This is a genomic window from Pseudoalteromonas sp. DY56-GL79, from assembly GCF_041414765.1.
Classification (GTDB): domain Bacteria; phylum Pseudomonadota; class Gammaproteobacteria; order Enterobacterales; family Alteromonadaceae; genus Pseudoalteromonas; species Pseudoalteromonas piscicida.
The window spans coordinates 1-16,640 of record NZ_JANHZS010000020.1; the positions used below are offsets into that span (position 1 = coordinate 1).

The following is a 16,640-nucleotide window of genomic DNA, read 5'->3' on the forward strand; positions in this document are numbered from 1 at the left end:
GACCGTATATATGACAGCAATCCTGTCCCTGTTATTTACTAAAGAAACCTTGCAATAAGGGAGGAGACCATATATGAACTCGGGATAAGAAGTTAGTTAATTCACTAAAATACCTAAGTTCAAAAGTGTAATATCACTCTAGCCAGAAGTTATTTCTTAATACAAGGCAAATTTGTGCGTCAATAGCTAGCCTATTGCAAGCAAATTTAACGCAGTAGTAAGGGATAACAGCTGCTAGAGAACAAGTTGTTATACCGAGTTCAGGTTAACTACTCTAAAAGGGCTAAATTATGTATGAGATGTTAGTGGCGATGGAAATTCATAACAGCGAGCAATATGCCAAATATCGTGAAGCGATGAAGCCAATCTTAAGACAATATGGTGGTGGATTTAGTAACGATTTTCATATTGCAGAAACCTTGCTAACAGAGGGACAGTGCCAAGCTAATCGACTTTTTACCATATACTTTCCTGATCAAGCTTCAATGGAGTCCTTCTTCAGTGATGCTGAATATGTAGAGGTAAAAGCGCGATACTTTGAAGATAGTGTCAGTGGGTTTGATATTTTGGCGAGCTACACTAGGTAATTATCAAATAGGAGCAAAATTGGGTAAAGTTTATTCTATGTGGGTCGATAACGTTTAGTAACTCCGCGGTAAATTGAATTTGTAACAAGGATATAGGTTATGAATATAAAGCCACAATTTCACACCAACCATGGCAGTGTTGGTGCTCCATCTTCGTCGAAAGAAATGCAAGACGCACTCAAAGCGATCGCAAAAGATAGACCTGATGAAGAGGTATCCCAACTTACAGATGTGAATAGTGAGTTCACAATTGATTTTTCCTACACCGAGTCACCTGTCTCATATGATAGAGACTTTATGCGTAATTTTGAATTCAGAATGTTAGGCATGAAAAGTTACGGTATTCATCGAGAGCACATAGGGACGGATGAAAATGGCCGTATCTATAAGGATACTTACGGTGACTTTGAAGGCCGAGAAAAAATTGATGAATTTTTAGCGATCTTTGACCGTTTGAATGAAGAACAACAGATTAAATTTGCACACATCAAGCCCACGGAATCGCTTCTAGACGTGGCTAACAGATTAACTGATGAAGAGCTCGGTCAGCTCACCGATTTTATCGTTCAGTCACTTAGTGTGAACAGCTTTGGTCAAAGGGGTGAAGACTACTCAGAAAAGTTGATTGATAAACTGAGTAGTATGTCTGATGACTTATTAAAAGATACCGTAAAAACCATGTCAAGCTTAATGGAGCAGGCTGAAAATAAAGTTTTTTCAGATCCGGCGTTGCCAGCTTATCTATTGGATGAAGACGGTAGAGCAGACATGGACTTAACTGTGCGAGAGGCAGATCTTTTCGACCAATTTAATGCGTATGGTGACATGAACAACCAGTTATTAAATGACTATGCAAAATTTATTATTGATAACAAATTCTCAGACGGTGATCTTTTAGATCTGAACGCGCATTTAGCACATTCTGATTTTGATACAAGTCGTGGCATGCTAGATATGGCAACCTTGGTTAAGGCGAATGACCGAACTACTTTTATAGAAATGTTAAACGAAGTAGATACGCGGGAGCCGAATAACCTGTTCGCAAGATTGAGCAAACTCAGTTACGAAAATGAGAACACCGAATACTTTAGAACTGACAATCGAGAATACGTTAAATTTAAAGGTGCACCAGCTGACGATAACGAAAAAAGTAGGTTATACAATCAGCTGATAAAAGCCTATGAAAATCAGGGGCTCGGTTGGATGAATGATGTCATGGAGCAGTCAGAAGGTATGCCAGTGCGCGCTGAACTCAATATGTGGCTATCTATTTTAGAAGATGTGGAAGAAAACCCCGATGCGTTTAAGCGCTCAGACTCTGTCGAAACTTGGATGGAGGGCAATTTAGCTGGAATTGTAAATGACTACTATCAAGGCATAAAAGAAAAGGTATTTGCGCATAATGAGGAGCTAGATAACTTTCTCAATATGTCTATGCTTGAAAGAATTGAACTCGATACAATTGAGCTTGACGAACAAACTCCTATAGCTGAATAGAGAAAGATCTATTACATCCCAAATATTGTTCTACACTTAATTAAGAACGAAACAAGCTAGTTAATTCAAAGGCTTGTTTCGAGGTGAGTCTTGACTATATAACGCAGCAACTTTGTTAAGGGAGAGTTTAATGCGCGGCGTGATATTTAGAGGTTTAGAAGAATTAGTCGTAGAAGCGATTGGCATGCAAGCTTGGGATGAGTTACTCGAAGCACATGCACCTGAGGGAAGAGTTTATGTTTCCCCTACATCCTACCCAGATGCAGAATTATTTGCGTTAGCACAAGGCGTCGCTGACAAATTGAATAAGCCATTGACAGATGTATTAGCCATTTTCGGACAGTCATTATTTGGATTTTTGGCAGAAAAACACAAAGGTATCTCATCGAAATTTGCGTCGTTTGAAGAGTTGGTTTTATCTATCGATAGTGTGATACACATGGAGGTAAAAAAGCTTTACGACGAACCTAACCTCCCCTCAATTTCGGCGATAGTGAAAGATGACAAAACTATCGTATTAGAGTATTGCTCGAATCGTAAATTGTGTTTTTGTGCGGAAGGACTACTTTATGGTGCCGCACAGTTTTACAGTCGCAAACTAACAATTGAACATCCACAGTGCATGCACAGCGGCGCTGAACATTGCGTACTCATTCTTCATTTGGATTAATTCGATGTCTGAATATAACGATTATAAAAAGGCGTATCTAAGAGAGCGTCGTGCACGTGATGAAGTTGAGTCATTACTTGAAGAGAAAACGCGTGCGTTATATTTGGCTAATCAAACACTTGAACGTCAATTAGAACAGCTTAAGAATCAACAAGCCGTACTAATAAACAACGAACGTATGGCAACGTTAGGAACACTATCAGCAGGCGTTGCGCATGAATTAAATAATCCGTTGGCATATGTGGCGGGTAACCTTGAGTCACTTAATTATTATATCTCGCCAATCTTGCAGTTGCTTGAGACAGTAAAATTACTTGAGCAAAATGAATTGAAAGGAGAACAATTGGAAGCTCGCCTTATTGATATATATTTAAGGCAACGTGTTGACGAGATTACGAATGATTTGCCGGATCTCGTTTATGATACGCTGCACGGCTGCGAGCGAATTAAAACCATAGTAAACGATTTAATGAATTTCTCCCGCTCTAATAACGATAGTTTCAGTAGGGCGTCTCTAAAGTCTATTGTTGAAGACACACTTCGTTTGCTTCATGGTCAACTTAAGGGATACGAGCTAACCGTCGCGGTCGAAGATGTGCCAACTATCTATTGCAAGGAGGGAGCGCTAAAACAAGCTATCATCAATCTGTTGGTGAATGCTAAATATGCGGTAGACATGAGCCATAAATCACATAAATCAATAGAAGTGTTACTCGCACCGGGTAACGCTCAAGATATTATCTTAAGCGTTAGTGACAACGGAATTGGAATTGATGCTGATGTGCTTCCTAGATTATTCGATCCTTTCTTTACGACTAAGCCTGTCGGCGAAGGTACGGGCATGGGACTTGCCATTACTCATGCCATTGTAAAAGAGCACAAAGGAAAAATTGATGTTCAGAGTCAAGAAGGTGTAGGTAGTCAGTTTACTATTTCCTTTCCTCTGGAGCAGTGAGAAACTTGCGCCTGTCCCAATCTTAAAATGCATTAATCTACACAATCCGATGGATACTTGTCGCGTTGTCAGGCTAACTAGGCATATGTAGCACCGACTATGATTCAGACTAATAATTTGCTAGGGATGTTGTAATTTCACTATAAAGCTAGCCGTTTCGTTAAAGGTCGCAACACGCATTGCCCTTTGACAAATAATATCTCTGTCGATGTGGCTAGAATAGAAAAAGAAACTTTCTCGAAACTTACAGCTCAGTAATTAATCATATAAACTCAAAATTCCTTTGTTCGTATTGCCGTTATGACTGCAAAAGCTTAGTATCAGGTAACTTCGCAAGCGTTTGAGTGCTTGGTGTATAAGAATCAAAACAGATTTGCTGAATAATTTGTTATGAAACGCACCGCGTAAATAACGATAAAGTAAAATGCTATTCGGTAATCTAAAAAGAATAAAAGGGTGATCAATGAGTGAAGAACAAAACCAACCGCAGCAAGAGACGTTAACACCAGAACAACAACAGCAACGATCAATACAATGGCAGCGTAGCTGTGTGCAAGCTGCACAAAAACATCTCGCGGATAAAGGGGTGTTACCGCAGAGTATTATTGAAAAAGAATGTCGTTATATTGAGCCATTGGTTGCGCTTTGGAAAATCAAAGGTCAAAACGGCAAAAAGTATTGGGTGATCACAGGTAATCTACCGACGGATCATATTGAGGGATCAGCAGCTGCTACAGCACGTGAAGCATTGCGCTATTTTTCATTCCATTGGCAGATGAAAGCGGAAGAAATTATGTCTGCAAAGCCAGTAGAAAAAACACAAGCCCAGTTTGCTAATCTACTAGTAAACCGAGCTCACGGTCTATATGACCTTTTCGCTAAAGATGAACTTTGGGCTAATGAAGCATCGTAAATGGTTCCATCTTGAGTGATTGGATAGGGCATTTCAAGCGCTGTCTTGGAATGCCAGCTTCCATAAATACGTGCCCATGCGTGGAAAACCCCGATTGTAAAAATTCGGGCACTTCATCCAAAATGCATTGGATAAAAACATCTTCAAAGCCTTTATCTTTTGCCAAGTCAACAAGCCCCCCAATCAACGACGCGTAGGCATCTCGATTTCGATGAGATTTGAATATGGCAATGCGGCTTAATAACCCATCTTCGCACAGTCGCCCTGTGCCAACTGGCCCATCGAGTTCGTCAATAATGATTAAGTGCTCAGCAGTGATATCCTGCTGATCAAACTCAACTTCTTTAGGAATGTGAAGTTCATACACAAACACGCGCTCGCGTATCGCTTTGAGCTCCAATTTTTTGGTTTGCCAAGTTACTCTACTGATCCTATAACTCATACTGCCCCCATCTACAGATTGCACCTGCATTCCCTGTTTAGCGACAAGCTAGAGCTTGCGAAAACCTCGAAGATCAAGGGTTTCGCGGCATATTGTTGTTTTTGTGAACGCGGCTATCTTGTTCTAACAGGCTCTACTCCCAGCCCTCATCGAAGTCAGCATCGGCTGGATCACTGTCTTCAACGAAGTAGGTCCCATCATTAATCAGTTTAGTTAACGTTTGTTTAAATTCCAAACTATTTAATGCAGGAATTATTGCATTAAACTCAAACACAACATGATCGCTTAGCTGTTTTACGGCATCTAAACAATGATGGTCTAATTCATAGTTTTCACCATTAACACTGAACAAAATATGATCGTCACAGATTTGGTAAATAGCACGTACTCCTCCAGCGCGATAAACCAACGGGTTATCTTTGGCGATCTCGAGAAGCTCCTGAGGATCAATTATGGGGTCTAATGGCGCGAGGTCCATCTCATGTTTTGGTTCGCTGAGTGTTTTTCCAAGCCATTGACTGTATAGTGCCTTATCTTCAAGTAAAGCATTGAGCAGAGACTTTATCTGTTGTTGGTCGCTGCAGGTAACTTCGCCAATAGACGCTCTGAGTTGCAATTCTGGATCGCTAAAACGGCGTTTGCCAGCTTCCATATCAATTACGTGATCAGCAAAGCTTGAAAGCAAGTCTTTTTGATCAGGTGCTCTAAAGCCAACTGAGTAGTTTAAAGCATCCTCAACTGCGTAACCTTCGTGAGGACAAGCTGGTGGAATATATAAGATATCACCCGGTTCAAGGACTGCATCAATGACTGCGTCGAATTGCCCTACTTGTAATAGACTCTTGTTGCGCGCAAATTGCTTTAGGCTGTTGTCCCGTTCGCCAACTCGCCAGTGACGTTTACCTTGTCCTTGAATTATAAAAACATCATATTGGTCTAAGTGCGGACCAACGCCACCACCAGGCGTCGAAAAGCTAATCATCAAGTCGTCTATGCGCCAATTTGGTATAAATCGAAATGCTTCTATTAGCTCTGCGGCTTGTGGGTGCCAGTGATCAACAGCTTGGACCAATAGAGTACTGTTGCTATCAGTGAGTAAATCAAATTGTTCAAAAGGGCCGTGATGGGCTTCCCAGTTATCATTGTGATTAGTAACAATTCGAGACTCTATGCAGTCTTCAGTTGCAAGGCCGGCAAGTTCTTCAGGCTCAATTGGGTCTTCAAAATCTTGGAATCCTTGCTTGATGAGTAGTGGCTTCTTCTGCCAATACTGGGCAAGAAATTGTTCGAAGGTAAGGTCATTAATTTGCAGTTGATACATTGGGAAATTCCAGTAATAAAAAAGCGAAAGAGTGGACTCTTTCGCTTATTCTATACCAAGTAGTAAAAAACTAGTGTCGCTTTATACTTAGTTTAGTTCGTCAATGAACGCTTCAGCACGACCAATATAGTTTGCTGGCGTCATTTCTTTCATCTGTGCTTTTACTTCATTAGGCAAGTCTAAGTTATCGATGAAGTCAGCCATGATTTCTTTGTTTACGCGTTTACCACGAGTAAGATCTTTTAGCTTTTCATATGGCTTTTCGATACCGTACTTACGCATTACCGTTTGGATTGGCTCTGCTAGTAGTTCCCAGTTATCATCAAGCTCAGCAAGTAAACGCTCAGCATTAACTTCTAACTTGCTGACACCTTTAAGCGTTGCTTGATACGCGATAAGCGCATAACCCATACCAACACCTAAGTTACGTAAAACAGTTGAGTCAGTTAGGTCACGTTGCCAGCGCGAAACAGGTAGCTTTTGTGCAAGATGCGCAAAGATAGCGTTAGCAATGCCAAGGTTACCTTCAGAGTTTTCAAAGTCGATAGGGTTAACTTTATGAGGCATTGTTGAAGAACCAATCTCACCAGCAATGGTTTTTTGCTTGAAGTGGTTTAGCGCGATATAACCCCAAACGTCACGATCAAAGTCAATTAAGATAGTATTGAAGCGTGCAATCGCATCGAATAGCTCAGCGATATAGTCATGCGGTTCGATTTGCGTTGTGAACGGATTCCAAGTTAAACCAAGACTTGATACAAAGCGTTCACTGTGTGCATGCCAATCGTAATCTGGGTAAGCGCTGAGGTGAGCATTATAGTTACCAACGGCACCATTGATTTTACCAAGCATTTGTACGTTAGCGATTTGCTGACGTTGACGTTGCAGACGAACATACACGTTTGCAAACTCTTTACCCATGGTTGATGGTGAAGCAGGTTGGCCGTGTGTACGAGTCATCATTGGAATTGACTTATACTCAACCGCTTTGTCTTTGATTGCGCTCAGTAGCTCATCACAGTATGGCAGTAAGACTGTGTCACGCGCTTCAGTTAACATTAGGCCATGAGAAAGGTTATTGATGTCCTCAGATGTACATGCGAAATGAATAAATTCATTGACTGCATTTAGCTCGGCATTGTCAGCGACTTTTTCTTTAAGAAGGTATTCTACAGCTTTAACGTCGTGGTTAGTGGTGCGCTCAATCTCTTTTACGCGTGCTGCGTCTGCTTCGCTGAAGTTTTCAACGATGCTATCAAGAAGTGCATTGGCTTTATCGCTGAAAGCGGGTACTTCTTTAATGGCGTCGCTGCTCGCTAGCGCTTGTAGCCAACGAACTTCTACGATGACGCGGTATTTGATCAAGCCAAATTCACTGAAGATGCTTCTCAGTTCTTTGGTCTTGCTACCGTAGCGACCATCCACAGGAGAGATAGCGGTTAACGCTGAAAGCTCCATAATAACTCCTAACTATTTGTTTTTGAACGATACTTAGATAGTGGTTTAAGAACCACTACGAATTTTATACCAACTTGATTAATTAAATGGTCTATTTTGAGGCGAGAAAATCTAGTCGATAACAAGGCAAAAATTTTGCTATTTAGTTGTTCTAAATAAGAAATTTTTAACGCTGTTAGCGTCAGATCTGCTCCTTCAAATTGAGCAAGTATTAAGACAAATTGATATTATATATAACTCTTTGCAGCAGTAATGATTTTCTTTTTCGCAAAAAAGAAATGACGACGTTTACCACCGAGCTGGCGCCACAGTACTGCACTACGGATCCCCGCAAGTAATAGCGCCCGAATTTTTTGTTGTGTTGCTGTTTGTTTTAATAACTCAGGCTTACCGAATACTTGGATCTTAGGGCCAAGAGGGCTTATTACTTGACCGTAAATGTCGGCAAGTGCTGCAACAACTTGGCTTTCACAGATATCAAAGTGTAATAACTGGCGCTCAACTTGCTGAATTTTTTGTGCTAATAAATCAAGAGATTTGCTATCGTTACTTAGCACTCGCTCTAATTGCATCATAGCGCCAACATACTTAACCATTTCAACGTCTTTTTCGCCGCCAGCCGAAAGCTGCTCGATTAGCGTTCGACAGCCTGTTTTGATGGCAAATTTGTCTGGGTAAACGTCCTCAGGGCGTTCAGGAGAAGTATTAATAATGCTTTTTAAAAAGCCCTCAACTTCGTTTTCATTGAAGGTGCCGTAACGCGCACATTTTTGTACCAGTTTACTGATCTGACACATTGCCGCCAGAGGCATTACGTATTGGTTTTGCATTATTTAATCACCGACTCAATAATACCGCCGCCAAGGCACACGTCATTTGCGTAGAATACCGCAGATTGTCCGGGAGTTACGGCTTTTTGTGGCTCATCGAATAGCACACGTGCCATGCCATCTTGGCCAACTAATAACGTACAAGGGATGTCGGTTTGGCGATAACGTGTTTTTACCGTGCAGCGAGTTGTACCTTGTGGACCTACGCGGTCAACCCAATGTAGCTGATTTGCGTTTAAACCGTTGCTGAACAGGCGAGGGTGGTTTTTACCTTGACCAACAACCAGTACATTACGTTCGATATCTTTATCTACCACATACCAAGGTTCGCCGTTGCCTTCTTTAGAACCACCAATTAATAGACCCTTACGTTGACCTAGCGTGTGGTACATCAGGCCTTCATGTTCACCAACATGATTACCTTCACAATCTTCAATCACACCAGGCTGCGCGGGTAAAAATTTGGCAAGGAAGTCTTTAAATTTGCGCTCACCGATAAAGCAGATCCCGGTTGAATCTTTTTTATCGTGCGTGATTAGGCCTTGATCTTCTGCAATTTTACGCACTTCTGGCTTTTCAATTTCACCAACAGGGAAGAGTGTTTGCGCAATATGTTCATGGCTTAATGTGTAAAGGAAGTAGCTTTGATCTTTGTTCTCGTCATCTCCACGAAGCATAACGAATTTACCGTCACGCTCTGCGCGACGAACATAGTGGCCCGTTGCGATATAGTCCGCACCCAATGCTTCTGCTGCAAACTGTAAAAAGGCTTTAAATTTGATTTCTTTGTTGCACATGATGTCTGGGTTTGGTGTACGACCAGCCTTGTATTCTTCAAGGAAGTGTTCAAACACATTGTCCCAGTATTCAGCAGCAAAGTTTACGGTGTGTAGCTCAATACCTAACTTATCACACACTGCCTGAGCATCTTTTAGATCTTCAGCTGCTGCACAATACTCATCATTGTCATCTTCTTCCCAGTTCTTCATAAACAGGCCTTCTACTTGGTAGCCTTGTTGTTTTAAAAGGTAGGCAGATACAGAAGAATCTACACCGCCGGACATTCCGACAATGACTTTAATGTGACTATTATCGCTCATAATTTCGCTATTAATCTTAATGCTCAGATAGAAAGCGCTTATTATACTCAAATCTCTTTAAATTGCACGCCCGTGAGGCGTTCAAGCGCAGGAGAAAAGTCCTAGTAGGAAATGCTAAAGTACTCGATATTCACCGTTTTTGAGATCGCCCAGACTATATTTGCCTATTTGTGCGCGAATCAGTCTAAGCGTGGGATGACCAATATGCGCCGTCATACGACGAACTTGTCTATTACGTCCTTCTTTGATGGAAATAGCAAGCCAGGTTGTCGGGATATTTTTGCGTTCTCTAATCGGAGGATTACGTGGCCAAACATTGGGCTCAGTTATTACTTCTACTTTGGCAGGTAAAGTTGGACCATCTTTTAGTGCTACACCGTTTCTAAGCGCATTTAGGCTTTCGCCACTTGGCGCTCCTTCGACCTGAACCCAGTAGGTTTTATATGTCGATTTTTTAGGAGAAGTCAGGGTGTTTTGTAATTTACCGCAGTTGGTCAGTAGCAATAGCCCCTCACTATCTCTATCCAAGCGACCTGCTGCATACACATCTTTGATATCAATAAAATCAGCCAATGTTTGACGATTTTGATCATCAGTAAACTGACACAAAACATCAAAAGGCTTATTAAATAGAACGACTTTTACTTGCTCTGGCGATAGGGCGGGTTTTGACTGCCGGCTAGTAATTGGCTTTTTTCGTGTTGTGTTGTATCTAGAGAATGCGGGCTTATTAGCATGTGATTTTCTTTTGTTATTTGTGTTGGCTCTACTACTTGTGCTCATTGCCACATTCCTAAGGTTCACGAAAAATGGCATTTTAGCGTAATTGCTCGCGAGTGTCGCCTGAAAGCAAAAAAGCGACCCTTGGGCCGCTTTTTGACTGTTATCCGAAGATTACAGTGACGCTAATACGTCGTTAAATACCGCAGAAGGACGCATAGCTGCAAACGCTTTGTCGTCTTCTGGCTGGTAATAACCACCAACATCCATTGCTTGACCTTGTGCTTCATTCAGTGCTGCAACAATATCAGCCTCTTTTGCTGTTAGTTCCGCAGCAACATTTTCAAACTTAGCTTTAAGCTCTGCATCTTTGTCTTGTGCAGCAAGCTCTTGAGCCCAGTACATTGCAAGGTAGAAATGGCTACCACGGTTATCAAGCTCTTTCACTTTACGTGAAGGTGACTTATTTTCATCTAAGAATTTAGCCGTTGCTGCATCTAATGTATCTGCAAGTACTTGTGCCTTAGCATTACCCGTTGTTTGGCTCAAATGCTCAAAAGAAGCAGCAAGTGCAAGGAATTCGCCTAGCGAGTCCCAACGCAAGTGGTTTTCTTTTTCGAACTGTTGTACATGTTTAGGCGCAGAACCACCCGCACCAGTTTCAAATAAGCCACCGCCATTCATTAGTGGAACGATAGATAGCATTTTCGCACTCGTTCCAAGCTCTAAAATTGGGAATAGGTCAGTTAGGTAATCACGTAATACGTTACCCGTTACTGAAATAGTATCTTCGCCTTTTTTCATGCGCTCTAGAGAGTATAGTGTTGCATCCACTGGTGCTTTAATTAGGATTTCAAGGCCATCAGTGTCATGCTCAGGCAAATATGCGTTTACCTTTTTGATAAGTTCAGCGTCGTGAGCACGGGCTTCGTCTAACCAGAAAACGGCAGGTGTATTCGTTGCGCGAGCACGGTTAACCGCTAGCTTTACCCAGTCTTTGATCGGTGCATCTTTCACCTGACACATACGCCAGATGTCGCCCTCAGCAACGGTATGCTCAAGTAAAGTGTTGCCCGCAGCATCAACAACGCGGATTGTGCCAGCTGATGGCGCTTCAAACGTTTTGTCGTGTGAACCGTACTCTTCCGCTTTTTGTGCCATTAGACCGACGTTAGGAATTGTACCCATAGTACGTGGGTCAAATGCACCATTTTCTTTACAGAAATCGATAGTTGCGCCGTACACACCTGAGTAACAACGATCTGGGATCACAAAAGCAGTATCTTGTTGTTTACCTTCAGCATTCCACATCTGGCCGCTTGAACGAATTGCTGCAGGCATTGATGCATCGATGATCACGTCACTAGGTACATGCAGGTTTGTAATACCACGGTCTGAGTCTACCATCGCGATATCAGGTGCTGTCTCGTAAACTGCTGCAAGGTCAGCTTCGATTTCTTTGCGCTTCGCGTCGTCCAACGACTCAATTTTTGAGTACACGTCGCCAACACCGTTGCTTGCATCAACACCGATTTCAGCAAATGTCGCTGCATGTTTCTCGAATACGTCTTTGTAGAATACTTTTACAGCGTGACCAAAGATGATTGGATCTGACACCTTCATCATGGTTGCTTTCATGTGTAGCGAGAATAGAACGCCTTTATCTTTTGCTTCTTGTACTTGTGCTGCTAAGAATTCACGTAGTGCCTGTACACTCATACGAGAGGCGTCAATGATTTCACCTGCAAGTAGTGGCGTGCTTTGTTTAAGTACGGTGATGTCACCATTGATCGCTACGTGTTCAATACGAACATCAGTCGCTTCAGCAACCGTTACCGATTGTTCAGAACCGAAGAAGTCACCGTCAGCCATTGATGCAACATAAGACTGTGAGTCTTTCGACCAAGCACCCATTGAATGCGGGTTTTTACGAGCGTAGCCTTTGACTGAAGTTGGAGCACGGCGGTCTGAGTTACCTTCACGAAGTACTGGGTTTACTGCACTGCCTTTGATTTTGTCATAACGTGCTTTAACACCTGCTTCTTCGTCTGTTTTGGCTTCAGAAGGATACTCTGGGAGCGCGTAACCTTTAGCTTGCAATTCTTTAATCGCTGCACGAAGTTGTGGAATTGAAGCACTGATATTAGGTAACTTGATGATGTTAGCTTCAGGCGTTTTAGCAAGGGCACCTAGCTCAGCGAGTGCATCACCAATACGTTGTTCTTCTTTTAAGTACTCAGGGAAAGTCGCAATAATACGTCCTGCAAGTGAAATATCGCGAGTTTCAACTTCGATATTTGCAGGCTTAGTGAATGCTTGGATGATTGGCAATAGCGAGTATGTTGCGAGAGCCGGGGCTTCATCTGTTTTGGTATAGATAATTTTCGATGTCATCATCATTCCTAGATAGTTGTGGGCTGTTACGCCGTTCAACAATTGCTAATAGGACTAAGCGACGCAATTTTCACACTCAACAACGTGTTGTTGTAGCTGGTTTAAACTGGACCAGTTCACTAAGCGATTAGTGAAAGATGCAAAAAAACCTCGACAATGCTCATTAGAATCGATGTCTAGGTAGCGCAGCATTAGCAAGTTTGTTAGGTATTTATACTTTTGGCTTATTACAATAACTGGTTTTCATTCAGCATTGAAATGCATCAAGTAGCAATATCTAACCAACCTGAAATTGACTTTGCAAGCGTGCTTTAGTCTAACAGTGTTTGCATATGGGGGCTAATTATTAAATTTAAAGTGTAAAAGTGAAAAGTTATAACAAACGAGACAAGAAAAGGCTGAAAATTTCTTTTAGATTTGGAGGAGCGATTCAAAGTGAGGAATAAGCGAGCACTCATGTAACCCGCTTTAGCCAAAAACTACTTAACACTTAAACAACATCTTCCGTAATTGGAGCAATGTTAGTTGCGTGTAGACCCTTGGGCCCTTGTTGTAGCTCGAATGATACATCCTGACCAGCTTTAAGCGTCTTGTATCCATCCATTACAATCGTTGAGTAATGAGCAAAGATATCTTCGTCACTGCCGTCTTCTACGATGAAACCAAACCCTTTGGCGTTATTGAACCATTTGACTTTTCCGCAAGCCATACTTCTACATCCTTCTATAAGTTGACTAAATTAAAGTTAATCTACTCTTTTAATTTTGCTAAACTGCCCATAGATTAGACAGTCATGTAAGACTGTAGTTTATATGAGCAAGCAGTCAAGTTTTTTGCTCTTTTTTTTAACATTTTATTTATTTCTCAAATCTATTTGCTTGAGTATATAAGACAAGACTATATTTATTATGAGTGGGACAAAAGATTCTGGTGTATTGGACGCCGTTCGCGAGGAACAGAAGCAGCAGCTTCAACCGCCGCGAAAATATAAAGTGATTTTGAATAATGATGATTACACGCCCATGGATTTTGTTGTCGAGGTATTGACGACATTCTTCAATATGGATAGCGAGAGAGCAACTGAGGTGATGCTTGAAGTGCATCACAAGGGAAAAGCGGTATGTGGAGTATACCCTGCTGACATAGCCCATACTAAGGCTGAGCAGGTAAACCGATATGCTCGTGACAACGAGCACCCGCTGCTCTGTAGTTGTGAGCAGGAATGACCTATAAATTTCTTGTTGGGGGTTGCCAATGCTAAACAAAGACTTAGAACTTACTCTTAATGCCGCGTTTCGCGAGGCTCGTTCTCGCCGTCACGAATTTATGACGGTTGAGCATTTATTACTTGCATTGATCGATAACCCTTCTGCTAGTGAGGCGCTAGATGCCTGTGGTGTCGATATGGATACCTTGAAGCGCGAGTTATCAGAGTTTATTGATGAAACTACGCCTGTTATTCCAGATTTAGAGGAAGACAGAGAAACACAACCAACACTTGGTTTTCAACGTGTGCTACAACGCGCTGTATTCCATGTTCAATCTTCTGGTCGCTCAGAAGTGACTGGAGTAAATGTACTTGTTGCTATTTTTTCTGAGCAAGAAAGCCAGGCTGTTTATTTACTGAAAAAGGCTGACGTGAGCCGCTTGGATATCGTTAATTTCATTAGTCATGGTATCTCTAAGATTGAAGATGATCACGAGCAAGAAGATCATGAAGAAATGCAAGACGATAGCGGTGAAATGCAACAGGAAGAGAAAACCAAGCTGGAAAATTTCACTTCTAATCTAAATATTCAAGCGGAATCTGGCCGCATTGATCCGCTGGTTGGTCGTGATGAGGAAGTTGAGCGTACGGTTCAGGTACTGTGCCGTCGTAAGAAAAATAACCCATTACTCGTTGGTGAAGCGGGGGTTGGTAAAACTGCGATTGCTGAAGGTTTAGCGTATCGAATAGTCAATAACCAGGTACCTGATGTAATTGCCGATGCAGTGGTTTACTCACTGGATATGGGGGCATTACTTGCGGGTACAAAATATCGCGGTGACTTTGAGAAGCGCTTTAAAGCGCTACTAAAAGAACTTCAATCGAAACCTCATGCGATATTATTTATTGACGAAATCCATACCATTATCGGCGCTGGCGCTGCTTCAGGTGGTGTAATGGATGCGTCTAATCTAATTAAGCCACTGTTATCGAGTGGACAACTTCGCTGTATGGGCTCAACAACATACTCTGAATTCAAAAATATTTTTGAGAAAGACAGAGCGTTAGTGCGCCGCTTCCAGAAAATTGATGTGGTTGAACCAAGTGTTGAAGATACCACTAAGATCTTACATGGATTGAAAGAGCGTTATGAAGAGCACCATGGTATTCGTTACACGCAAAAAGCGTTAAAAGCGGCTGCTGAACTCAGTGCTAAATATATCAATGAGCGTCACTTGCCTGACAAAGCAATAGATGTCATTGACGAAGCGGGCGCCAGTCAAAGGCTACAACCAACTTCAAGACGTAAGAAAACGATTAATGTGTCGGACATTGAAGCGATTGTGTCTAAAATGGCGCGTATTCCACAGCAAAGCGTGTCATCTAGTGATAAAGAAACGCTCAAGAATCTTGATCGTAACTTGAAGATGCTGGTGTTTGGACAAGATGAATCGATTGACGCGTTAACATCAGCAATTCGCTTATCACGCTCTGGTCTTGCTAATGAAGACAAGCCTGTAGGTTCATTCTTGTTTGCAGGTCCTACGGGGGTTGGTAAGACTGAAGTAACCAAGCAGCTTGCTAAGTGCATGGGCATAGAATTTATTCGCTTCGACATGTCTGAGTACTCTGAGCGCCATGCCGTTAGCCGCCTAATAGGTGCGCCTCCTGGGTATGTTGGCTTTGAGCAGGGGGGTCTGTTGACCGAGGCTGCAATCAAGCATCCTCATGCAGTGGTGTTGCTCGATGAAATAGAGAAAGCGCACCCAGACATCTACAACATTCTATTGCAGGTTATGGACCATGGTACGCTAACAGACAACAATGGTCGTAAGGCAGACTTTAGAAACATTGTGTTGGTGATGACAACAAATGCGGGTGTACAAGAGACTGTTCGTCAATCGATTGGATTCCAGCAGCAAGACTACTCTCATGATGCCATGGTAGAAATCAATAAGGTGTTCACACCAGAGTTTAGAAACCGCTTGGATAACATCATTTGGTTCAACCACCTAGAGAAAGAAGTTATCTTGCAAGTTGTTGATAAATTCATTGTTGAATTGCAAGCGCAGCTTGATAAGAAATCGGTTAATCTGGAACTTACGGCGCAAGCACGAGATTGGCTGGCAGATCTGGGTTACGACAAGGCAATGGGGGCTCGTCCAATGGCGAGGGTTATTCAGGACAACCTGAAAAAGCCACTTGCCAATGAAATCTTGTTTGGTCATTTGTCTGATGGTGGGACAGTGAAAGTTACGGTGAAAGACAACAAGTTGTCCTTTGATTACCAAACGGAAGCGGTGTCAGCATAAAACCTTTGAGGTATTTATAAAAGCCCAGCGTCGCTGGGCTTTTTGTTCTCACTCAGTTTGATGCGGTATTACCGTCTCTCAAACTCAGTGTTAGTCGTTCGTGTATACTAATTGCTTGAATGAACTTGGTATACCTAAGTAACATCAGCATTTTGAAGTCGCTTGGGTATCAACGAGTTTACGGCATCAACTTAGTATAAATCTACACACGCAGATTAACGAGCACGGAAGACA

General features: G+C 42.1%; 15 protein-coding genes. 7 read left to right on the forward strand and 8 right to left on the reverse strand.

The genetic code is table 11. From position 1 onward, the window contains the following. The first annotated feature begins 290 nt into the window (after window positions 1-290). From NO992_RS15095 to NO992_RS15115, 5 genes are all read left to right on the forward strand, one after another. Window positions 291-587, forward strand: coding sequence for a DUF1330 domain-containing protein (locus NO992_RS15095; protein ID WP_010379271.1), 297 nt, complete (start codon window positions 291-293; stop codon window positions 585-587). A 99-nt stretch (window positions 588-686) separates the two neighbouring features. Further along, a complete protein-coding gene (locus NO992_RS15100; RefSeq protein WP_010379273.1) occupies window positions 687-2,084 on the forward strand; it encodes a hypothetical protein in 1,398 nt (465 codons plus the stop codon). 130 nt (window positions 2,085-2,214) lie between these two features. Beyond that, on the forward strand, window positions 2,215-2,754 hold the full coding sequence (locus NO992_RS15105; protein ID WP_010379274.1) for a heme NO-binding domain-containing protein: 540 nt from the start codon (window positions 2,215-2,217) through the stop codon (window positions 2,752-2,754). A 4-nt stretch (window positions 2,755-2,758) separates the two neighbouring features. Continuing rightward, entirely contained in the window at window positions 2,759-3,709 is a 951-nt protein-coding gene (locus NO992_RS15110; protein WP_371378525.1) for a sensor histidine kinase, read from the forward strand. Between the two features lie 463 nt (window positions 3,710-4,172). After that, window positions 4,173-4,622 carry a DUF4826 family protein gene (locus tag NO992_RS15115; RefSeq protein WP_010379277.1) on the forward strand — a complete coding sequence of 150 codons (450 nt, stop codon included), beginning with the start codon at window positions 4,173-4,175 and terminating at the stop codon, window positions 4,620-4,622. On the opposite strand, the gene NO992_RS15120 is transcribed toward NO992_RS15115, so the two are convergent. From NO992_RS15120 to cspD, 8 genes are all read right to left on the reverse strand, one after another. Next, window positions 4,606-5,064 (reverse strand): GNAT family N-acetyltransferase, encoded by a 459-nt coding sequence (locus NO992_RS15120; RefSeq protein ID WP_017219473.1) that lies wholly within the window; start codon window positions 5,062-5,064, stop codon window positions 4,606-4,608. The genes NO992_RS15115 and NO992_RS15120 overlap by 17 nt on opposite strands. Before the next feature lie 133 nt (window positions 5,065-5,197). Then, on the reverse strand, window positions 5,198-6,385 hold the full coding sequence (locus tag NO992_RS15125; RefSeq protein WP_017219472.1) for a cupin domain-containing protein: 1,188 nt from the start codon (window positions 6,383-6,385) through the stop codon (window positions 5,198-5,200). Between the two features lie 87 nt (window positions 6,386-6,472). Continuing rightward, window positions 6,473-7,843 carry an adenylosuccinate lyase gene (purB, locus tag NO992_RS15130; protein ID WP_010379282.1) on the reverse strand — a complete coding sequence of 457 codons (1,371 nt, stop codon included), beginning with the start codon at window positions 7,841-7,843 and terminating at the stop codon, window positions 6,473-6,475. Between the two features lie 227 nt (window positions 7,844-8,070). Continuing rightward, window positions 8,071-8,673 (reverse strand): high frequency lysogenization protein HflD, encoded by a 603-nt coding sequence (gene hflD / locus NO992_RS15135; protein ID WP_010379284.1) that lies wholly within the window; start codon window positions 8,671-8,673, stop codon window positions 8,071-8,073. After that, window positions 8,673-9,773 carry a tRNA 2-thiouridine(34) synthase MnmA gene (gene mnmA / locus NO992_RS15140; protein WP_010379287.1) on the reverse strand — a complete coding sequence of 367 codons (1,101 nt, stop codon included), beginning with the start codon at window positions 9,771-9,773 and terminating at the stop codon, window positions 8,673-8,675. The genes hflD and mnmA overlap by 1 nt, the downstream gene beginning before the upstream one ends. 114 nt (window positions 9,774-9,887) lie before the next feature. After that, window positions 9,888-10,556 carry a pseudouridine synthase gene (locus NO992_RS15145; protein ID WP_371378530.1) on the reverse strand — a complete coding sequence of 223 codons (669 nt, stop codon included), beginning with the start codon at window positions 10,554-10,556 and terminating at the stop codon, window positions 9,888-9,890. A gap of 111 nt (window positions 10,557-10,667) precedes the next feature. Next, entirely contained in the window at window positions 10,668-12,887 is a 2,220-nt protein-coding gene (locus NO992_RS15150) for an NADP-dependent isocitrate dehydrogenase (protein WP_371378533.1), read from the reverse strand. 490 nt (window positions 12,888-13,377) lie between these two features. Continuing rightward, complete coding sequence (gene cspD, locus NO992_RS15155; protein ID WP_010379294.1) at window positions 13,378-13,596, reverse strand: cold shock domain-containing protein CspD; 219 nt, start codon at window positions 13,594-13,596, stop codon at window positions 13,378-13,380. 199 nt (window positions 13,597-13,795) lie between these two features. On the opposite strand from cspD, the gene clpS reads away from it, so the two are divergent. Continuing rightward, window positions 13,796-14,113 carry an ATP-dependent Clp protease adapter ClpS gene (gene clpS / locus NO992_RS15160; RefSeq protein ID WP_010379297.1) on the forward strand — a complete coding sequence of 106 codons (318 nt, stop codon included), beginning with the start codon at window positions 13,796-13,798 and terminating at the stop codon, window positions 14,111-14,113. A 28-nt stretch (window positions 14,114-14,141) separates the two neighbouring features. Continuing rightward, window positions 14,142-16,406 (forward strand): ATP-dependent Clp protease ATP-binding subunit ClpA, encoded by a 2,265-nt coding sequence (gene clpA, locus NO992_RS15165; protein WP_017219467.1) that lies wholly within the window; start codon window positions 14,142-14,144, stop codon window positions 16,404-16,406. Window positions 16,407-16,640: the final 234 nt, after the last annotated feature.